We start from the raw sequence: 7,429 nt of genomic DNA, 5'->3' as shown, positions 1-7,429 counted from the left end.
CCGCAGGGCCGACCGCCACCGATCGGTGACGTTCTCGGTGCATGATCCCCGGCGATCGTGCACCGAGAAGGTCACACGCCGCGGTGATCGACACGGCGCACAGCGGCACCACCCGAACGTGGGCTGTCCTCACGATCGAGCCCTGCGGGAGGCTGGGTCCGTGGGGAAGACGACGAGCAGTCCGCCGGTGTCCGGGACGACTGCGCGGAGCGGCGCGCACCCGACCCTCCGCGCGCGGAAGCCCGGCTACGCCGTGATGCAGGAGTGCCTCGCGATCCAGGCTGCGGCACCTTCCCGGACGCGACAACAGCGCTTCTGGGGTCGCGACCCGCTCGTACCCGAGGCCCGTTCCTGGTTCAAGGGAGCCCTCGGCGAGCGGTACGTCGCCCGGCAACTCGAAGCACTCGGACCCGACTTCACCGTCCTGCACGCGGTACCCGTCGGACGCGGTGCCACCGACATCGACCACGTCGTGATCGGCCCGACCGGCGTCTTCTCGATCAACACCAAGAACCACTCCGGTCACGACGTCTGGGCCGGTGGCCGGACCCTGATGGTGAACGGTCAGCGGACCCCGCACGCGCACCGCGCGCTCGTCGAGGGGGAACGAGCGACGACGCTGTTGTCAGCCGCCGCGGGGCAGCAGGTCTCCGTGCAGCCGGTGCTCGCCGTCGTCGCTCGTCGACTCCGGTTCGGACGGACGACCCCTGCCGTGGCGACCCTTCCGCCCGAAGGCCTCGGACCGTGGCTGCGCGGGCTCCCGAGGGTCTTCTCGGACGAAACGGTCCGCTTCCTGTCGATGGTCGCCGAGGAACGCAGGACGTGGCACGTCGAGGCTGTCGTCCTCCACGACACGCTGCGGCACGTGCAACGCTTCGAACGGCTCGAGCGGGAGCGCGTCGTCGCGGCTGACCGTCGACGACTCCTGCGGAAGGCCCGAGCGCTCGCGGTGCTCGCGGTCCCCGCCGGCGCGCTGCTCGGCTACTGGTGGGCACAGGCGTCCCTGGCGCTCGCCGGCTGAGCGCTCGTGCTCGGCGGTCTCGCGTTCCGCAGCATCTTCTTCTGCGTGGGCACCCTCTGCTGAATGCTGACGATCTTGGTGCACGGTTCCCGGCGATCGTGCACCGGGAGCGTCACCGCTCGGACGGAACCGCTGCTCGACGGGAACGATCGGCGAGTGGCTCAGCCCTCCGCGGAGGCCTCGTCGTCCGGGACCGGCCCGCGCAGCTGCGCACGCATGTTCGCGAGGACGTCGGCGTGCAGGAAGTTCGCTGCCTCCGCTCCCGTCGGGTCGACGACGATGCCGAACTCCTCGGGGAGCGCGGTCACGAGCTCGGACATGGGTACCGGGCGGCCCTCGGTCCCCGGCAGGCCGGCTGCGAGTTCAGCGGGGTCGGTGAAGACCGGCACGAACGGCAGGTCGCGGATGATGACGTGCGCGATGCTCCCGCCGTCCGGGGTGCCCTCGGGCTTCCACGGCACCCACGCCGCACTCCGGAGGAACCCCGCGGGCGAGGTCGCCATCCGACGCCGGAGCTCGCCGGCGGCGGTGGGCGGGGCCTTGTCGACGCCCCGACCGAAGGCCGACCCGTCCGTCTCGTTCTTGCTCATCCCGACATGCTGTCACGCCCGCGAGCAGACCCCGACCGGACTCAGGTGCTCCCCGAGGTCGTCGCCGCCGTGCTCGCCGCGATGACCCCGGCCGTCATCGCCGCCGAGGAGTTGATGTCGGCGAGGACCCGGCGGACCGCGGAGGCGATCGCATCGCCCTGCACGACCGAACGGACGACGTGCTCGTCGACCCGGCCGAACTCGGCGCGGAGCGTGTCGGTGGCGTCGAGCAGTCCGACGACGGCCGCGACGTAGGGCGACGGAGCCGCCCGTCCGGACAGGACGTCACCGACGGCCTGTCGGACCTGCGCCTCCGGCAGTGCATCACGCTCCGGGTGTCGGGTCGTCGTGAACACCAAGAGCGTCCGGTGCTCCTCTTCGGCGAGGATGCCGCGCTTGACGAGCTGGGCCACGACCGCGTCGTGCAGCGGGCGCTTGCCGAGGTGCCGCACCCACCACTTCGCCGGCTTCGGCGGCGAGCCGGCGATCGACGCCAGCGCGGTGTCGAGGACCTGGTCGGCCGTCGGCACCCCGCTCGCGAGGACGACCTGGTCACCGGACAGCGTGATCGCACCCCGCAGGGCGAGGTCGGCGAGCACGCCGCCCGCGGTGCCGAGCTCGGTCCGCGTGACGGTCGCGCGGGCACGCCCGTCCGGTGCGATCTGCATGAGCGCGAACGCCTGGGGGATCGTCAACAACGCGGCCATGCTCGCAGCGTGCCACACGGGGCGGAGGTGTGTCGCGCCTCCAGTCCGGCAGTGCTCGCGGACGGACGCGCGCCGGCCGCCGGGGGGAACCGTCCCGGTACCCGGCCGCGGGCGGCGGCAGCACTCAACCGGGCGGCTGGCCCGTGCAGCGGTCGAGGACCCGCGCCATCGCGTCCCGCTCCGCCGGCGTCACCCACAGGCGGTACGTCGTCTTGACGGCGACCTGGTGCTCGACGTAGGTGCAGCGGAAGCCGGTCGCGGCCGGCAGCCAGGTCGCCGCGTCCCCGGACCGCTTCTGCGCGTTCGAGTGCCCGTCGACCGCGAACAGGTTGGCCGGGTCGTTCGCCAGGGCCTCGCGTTCCTGCAGGCTGAGCTGCTGCGCGCCGGTCCGCCAGGCGTTCTCGAGCGCGACGACGTGGTCGATCTGCACGAGCGTCGACGTCGTGTTCCCCCGGACGAAGTCGACGTGCTGGCCGGTGTAGGGCGAGGTGAGCTCACCGCGGAGGACCGTGCACGGCCCCCGGCGCTCGACGTCGACGAGGTCGCGGGCGAGCACGTCGTTGCGGGTGTCGCAGCCGTTGTGGTCGACGTCGAGCCAGGCGGTGCCGAACTGCGCCACGCGGTCGTAGCCGGTCGCGGGGGCCTTGCCCTTGACGGGGAGGGCCGCCAGCTGGGTGCGCGCCATCGCGGCGGCGGACGGATCGGCGCCGTCGGTCGGTGCGGCTCCTGCGGCCGCCTCGACGGTCGGCCGGGAGGCCCGGCTCGGCTCGGTCGCGTCGGGTCCCGTCGAGATCGAGGGTGCGTCGGTCGCGGCCGAGCCGGCACCGGTGTCGTGGAACAGCCAGCCGCCGGCGCTGAGCGCGACGAGGACGATCAGGGAGGTGACCATCATGCGGGTGCGGCGGCTGCGCAGGGAACGGGTGCTGGTCGTGCGGGAACTGCGGCGTCGGCGGGACGTCATGGGGGATGGGGCTCCGTGGTGCTGGTGGTGCGGTGGTGCGGACCCGATCGGGCCGAGGACGATCTTGCCGTGCGGCACCGACGTGGCACGGCGTAGACACGGGGCATGACCGACTCCGCGAACCCGTCCGTACCCGTCACCGGTGGGTCGATGCCGCTCCTCGGCTTCGGCACCTGGCAGATCCCCGACGCCGGTGCACCCGCCGCCGTGGGGGCAGCGCTCGAGGCCGGCTACCGGCACATCGACACCGCGACGGGCTACTCCAACCAGCGCGGCGTGGGGAAGGCGCTCGCCGACTCGGGGCTGGCCCGTGACGAGGTCTTCGTGACGACCAAGCTCCCGCCGGACAACGCCGACCGTGTGCGCGAGACCATCGAGGAGAGCCTCGACCAGCTCGGGCTCGACCACCTGGACCTGTGGCTCGTGCACTGGCCGCCGAACGGCGAAGCCCGCCCGGACGTGTGGGAACAGGTCGTGCAGGCCCAGACCGACGGACTGACCCGTGCGGTCGGCGTGAGCAACTACTCGCTCGACCAGATCGACGAGCTCGTCCGGGCGACCGGGACCACCCCCGCCGTGAACCAGATCAAGTGGAGCCCGGTCGAGTTCGACCGTGCGATCGCCGACGGACTGCGTGAGCGCGGGGTCGTCCTGGAGGGCTACAGCCCATTCAAGGCGAGCAACCTGCAGGACCCGACGCTCGTCGAGATCGCCGAGGCGCACGACGTCGACAGCGCCCAGGTGATCGTCGCGTGGCACGTGGCGCACGAGTTCGTCGTGATCCCGAAGTCGTCGAACCCGGAGCGCATCCGGTCGAACGCCGCGGGCGCCCGCATCGAGCTGTCCGCCGACGAGGTCACGCGCATCGACGCCCTCGATCGCTGACGGTCCGCGACCCGGTCAGGCGAGCAGGGAGCGGATGTCCTCGGCGCTCAGGTCGTCGGCGAACAGCGCGTCGTCGTCGATCATCGTCGCGAACAGCTCGGCCTTCTTCGCCGCGAGGGCCAGGACCTTCTCCTCGATGGTGTCCTCGGCGATGAACCGCTGGACGTTCACCGACCGGGTCTGCCCGATGCGGTGGGTCCGGTCGACGGCCTGCGACTCGGCGGCCGGGTTCCACCACGGGTCGAGGACGAAGACGGTGTCGGCCTCGGTGAGCGTCAGCCCGAACCCGCCGGCCTTGAGCGAGATGAGGAACGCGGGTGCCGTGCCGGACCGGAAGCGCTCGATGACCTCGGGGCGCTTCCGGGTCGACCCGTCGAGGTACTCGTACCCGATCCCGCGCTCGTCGAGGGCTCCGGCGACCATGCGCAGGAACGTCGTGAACTGACTGAACACCAGGGCGCGTCGGCCCTCGGCGGCGAGCTGCTCGAGCTCGTCGAGCAGCAGTTCGAGCTTGGCCGAGGTCACCGGCTCGTCGGACTCCTGGACGAGCCCGGGGGAGAGCGCGAGCATCCGCAGCAGCGTCAGGGAACGGAACACGATCATCCGGTTCCGCGGCAGGTCGTCGATGAGGTCGAGGACCTTCAGCCGCTCCCGGTTCAGCGTCCGCTCGTACAGCGCCCGGTGCGCCGGGTCGAGCGTGACGCGCACCACCTGCTCCTGCTTCGGCGGCAGGTCGGCGGCGACGCTCTCCTTGGTCCGCCGGAGCATGAGGGGGCGGATCCGCCGCCGGAGCCGTGCGGTGAGCTCGCGGCGTGCCTCGCCGCGGAGGTCCGGGGACGCGAGCGGCTTGACGTAGTCGTCGCCGAACCGGGACCACGAGGACAGCAGCCCCGGCGCGACGACGTGGAACAGTGCCCACAGGTCGGTCAGGCCGTTCTCGAGCGGCGTCCCGGTGATCGCGAACTTCACCGGAGCGGGCAGGTCGACGGCGGCCCGGTGGGTCTGCGACTGCGGGTTCTTGACGAACTGCGCCTCATCGAGGACGAGCGCCGACCACGGCAGCTCGCGGTACTCGGCGGCGTCGAGTCGGAGCAGTGCGTACGAGGTCACGACGACGTCGCTCGCGGCCGCCGCCTTCGCCACTCGTGCGTGGTCCTTGATCGACGTCGCGGTGACGGTCGTGACCCGGAGCGACGGCGTGAACCGCGCGGCCTCGAGCGCCCAGTTGCCGACGACCGAGGTCGGCGCGACGACGAGGAACGGCGGCGCGTCCGGCTCGTCGCGTCGTGCGGCGGCGATCATCGCGAGCACCTGCAGGGTCTTGCCGAGCCCCATGTCGTCGGCGAGGACACCGCCGACGCCGTGCTCGCGCAGGAACCGCAGCCAGGCGTACCCGGCGTGCTGGTAGGGCCGCAACTCGGCGTGCACGGTGTCGGGCACGGGCACGTCGTCACCGGGCGGGGTCGCGTCGAGGAGCGCGGCGGCGATGCGTTGCCACCGCCCGTCGTGCTCGGTCTCGTCGGCGAGCTGGTCGAACTCCGCCCACAGGCCGGCCTGCAGCGGGGTCACGGTGAGGGGCTGGTCGGGCTCCCACTCGTCGAGGTCGCGGGCTTCCTCGATGAGCTCCTTGAGCCGGTCGAACGCCGGGTCGGCGAGCGACAGGTACGAGTTGTCGACGAGCTTCATCCGCCGGTCGCGCTTCGCGAGCGCCCGGAGCAGCGGCGTGAACGGCACCTGCTTGCCGTTCACGGTGACGAAGATCCCGAGGTCGAACCAGTCGTGCTTGTCGGACGGCATCGTCGTGACGCGGATGTGCGGCCGTCCGGTCAGCCGTTCGTACTCGCTGCGCTCGCCCTGCACGACGGTCCGGACGCCCAGACCGGGCAGCGCCGGCAGCAGCTCGGTCGCGAACACCGCGACGTCGGCGCCGTCGATCGTGCCCTCCTCGAACCAGGCCAGGCCGCCGCCCGGCCCGCCGCCGCCTGGCCGCTCGCCGCCTGACCGCTCGCCGCCTGGCCGCTCGCCGCCTGGCCCGGCCCCGTCGGGTCCGGTTTGCGTGTCATCGCCGACCCCGCCGGGAGGCCCGTCCTGCGTCCGCGCGTCGGCGTCGGTCGCGGGGACGGCCGGGTCGTGGGCCGGGTCCGTGTCGTGGGCGTCGTCAGGGTCGGGGTCGTCGGCCGCCCGGAGCCGGCTGAGGTCGGGCAGCGGGCCGTGCAACGCCACGGGGTCCTTGCGCCCGTCGACGTGCCAGCGCCACTGCAGGTGCACGCGGTCGTCGGTGCGGGGTGCCCGGGCCGGTTCGAACGTCGCCGTCAGGACGAGTTCGGGTGCCTGTCGCTCCGGCAGCTCGAGCGAGCCGTCGGAGCTGACGAGCCCGAGCGTCCCGCGGAGCCGGGGTGACCAGTCGGCCAGGAACTCGTCGACCTCGTCGCTCGGGACCGTCACGCGCGCGCCCTCGACGAGCATGCGGCGCTGGTCCTCGGGCACGAGGCCCGGTGTCGGAGCGAGCGTGACGGAGAACTCGGGGCTCTCGCGGAACGCGTACACGCCGTGGTCGCCGATCGTGCGGGCGGCGCCGTCGGGCACCGGGCGGCCGTCGACGACCGCCGAGGCACCGATCACGAGACCGACACCGGACCGGACGGCGTCGAGCAGCACCCGCGCGTCGGCCCCGAGCACCGCGCCGCCCTCGCGCTTGCCGGTGACGAACGCGATCCCGAGCGCCGGTGCCTGACGCAGGAGCGGCCAGAGCAGGGGACTGCCGAAGTCGTCGAGGTGCACCCAGTCGCTCTCGCCCGGGAGACCCGCGAGCTGTCCGGCGCGGTGCAGTGCGGCGAACTGCAGGAACCACGCGTGCTGCTCGGGGACCAGCCCGAGCCGGTTGACCGAGTAGGGGAGCGTGCCCCACGTGAGCTGCCCGCGCACCCAGTTGCCCGCGCCGCTGCGCGTGACTGGACGCACCCCGAGCCGCACGCTGCGCGACCGGGTCGGCACCGACCGGCCGGTCTCGCGCGCCCGCGCGGCGAGCCGGGCGGGCACCGCGTCCCGCAGCTCGAACTGCATGCCGAGCGGGGTGCCCTGCGGACCGGCCACCTGCTCGTCGGCACCGGCGAGGCGGGCGAGGTCGTGCCTCCAGTCCGGGGTGGGGGCTACCGCGTCCCGCAGCTCGAACTGCATGCCGAGCGGGGTGCCCTGCGGACCGGCCACCTGCTCGTCGGCACCGGCGAGGCGGGCGAGGTCGTGCCTCCAGTCCGGGGTGGGGGCT

6 protein-coding genes are annotated in these 7,429 nt (G+C 73.0%); 2 read left to right on the top strand and 4 right to left on the bottom strand.

From position 1 onward, the window contains the following. The first annotated feature begins 160 nt into the window (after window positions 1-160). Window positions 161-1,021: a nuclease-related domain-containing protein gene (locus BEP24_RS15435; protein ID WP_065964909.1), complete on the top strand. Its 861-nt coding sequence runs from the start codon at window positions 161-163 to the stop codon at window positions 1,019-1,021. 161 nt (window positions 1,022-1,182) lie between these two features. Here the strand turns inward: BEP24_RS15435 and BEP24_RS15430 are convergent, their stop codons facing one another. From BEP24_RS15430 to BEP24_RS15420, 3 genes are all read right to left on the bottom strand, one after another. After that, window positions 1,183-1,611 carry an SseB family protein gene (locus tag BEP24_RS15430; RefSeq protein ID WP_065964905.1) on the bottom strand — a complete coding sequence of 143 codons (429 nt, stop codon included), beginning with the start codon at window positions 1,609-1,611 and terminating at the stop codon, window positions 1,183-1,185. Window positions 1,612-1,652: 41 nt separating this feature from the next. After that, complete coding sequence (locus tag BEP24_RS15425; protein WP_071249359.1) at window positions 1,653-2,318, bottom strand: GPP34 family phosphoprotein; 666 nt, start codon at window positions 2,316-2,318, stop codon at window positions 1,653-1,655. A 124-nt stretch (window positions 2,319-2,442) separates the two neighbouring features. Then, window positions 2,443-3,210 carry an HNH endonuclease family protein gene (locus tag BEP24_RS15420; protein ID WP_253181729.1) on the bottom strand — a complete coding sequence of 256 codons (768 nt, stop codon included), beginning with the start codon at window positions 3,208-3,210 and terminating at the stop codon, window positions 2,443-2,445. A 174-nt stretch (window positions 3,211-3,384) separates the two neighbouring features. On the opposite strand from BEP24_RS15420, the gene BEP24_RS15415 reads away from it, so the two are divergent. Next, window positions 3,385-4,164 carry an aldo/keto reductase gene (locus BEP24_RS15415; RefSeq protein ID WP_065964902.1) on the top strand — a complete coding sequence of 260 codons (780 nt, stop codon included), beginning with the start codon at window positions 3,385-3,387 and terminating at the stop codon, window positions 4,162-4,164. A gap of 15 nt (window positions 4,165-4,179) precedes the next feature. On the opposite strand, the gene BEP24_RS15410 is transcribed toward BEP24_RS15415, so the two are convergent. After that, window positions 4,180-7,429 (bottom strand): DEAD/DEAH box helicase (locus BEP24_RS15410; RefSeq protein ID WP_065964898.1); only part of this gene is annotated, 3,250 nt, incomplete at its 5' end.

This window comes from Curtobacterium sp. UCD-KPL2560, assembly GCF_001705035.1.
Taxonomy (GTDB): Bacteria; Actinomycetota; Actinomycetes; order Actinomycetales; family Microbacteriaceae; genus Curtobacterium.
This window is presented reverse-complemented; position numbering and strand designations above follow the sequence as displayed.